Origin of the sequence: Mesorhizobium sp. M3A.F.Ca.ET.175.01.1.1 (genome assembly GCF_004791945.1) — a bacterium.
Classification (GTDB): domain Bacteria; phylum Pseudomonadota; class Alphaproteobacteria; order Rhizobiales; family Rhizobiaceae; genus Mesorhizobium.
Map to the genome: position 1 here is coordinate 1 of NZ_SRTP01000413.1, position 284 is coordinate 284.

Consider the following 284-nt stretch of genomic DNA (forward strand, 5'->3'; position numbering starts at 1 on the left):
GAATGGTCGAGCGTGACCGGCACCGGCACGGCCCCCGCGATCGCGGCGGCGGCGTCGAAATTCGGCCAGGCGGGCGACAGATAGATCACTTCATCGCCGGCGCCCGCAAGCGCGTCGAGCGCCAGCTGGATGGCATGCATGCCGGAGCCGGTGACGATGAATTGCTCCTCGGGGAAGGTCTTGCCGAAGTGCCTGGCGTAGTAACGCGCCAGCGCCTGCCTCATATCGGGAATGCCCCTCTGCCAGGTGTAGAACGTCTCGCCGCCGGCCAGCGCCTTCGACGC

The 284-nt window shown here is 68.0% G+C and carries 1 protein-coding gene; it reads right to left on the bottom strand.

Annotation, left to right across the window (positions count from 1 at the left end; translation table 11 throughout):
- The coding region (locus EN818_RS32220; RefSeq protein WP_135906772.1) for an aminotransferase class I/II-fold pyridoxal phosphate-dependent enzyme at positions 1-284 on the bottom strand (284 nt) is incomplete at both ends.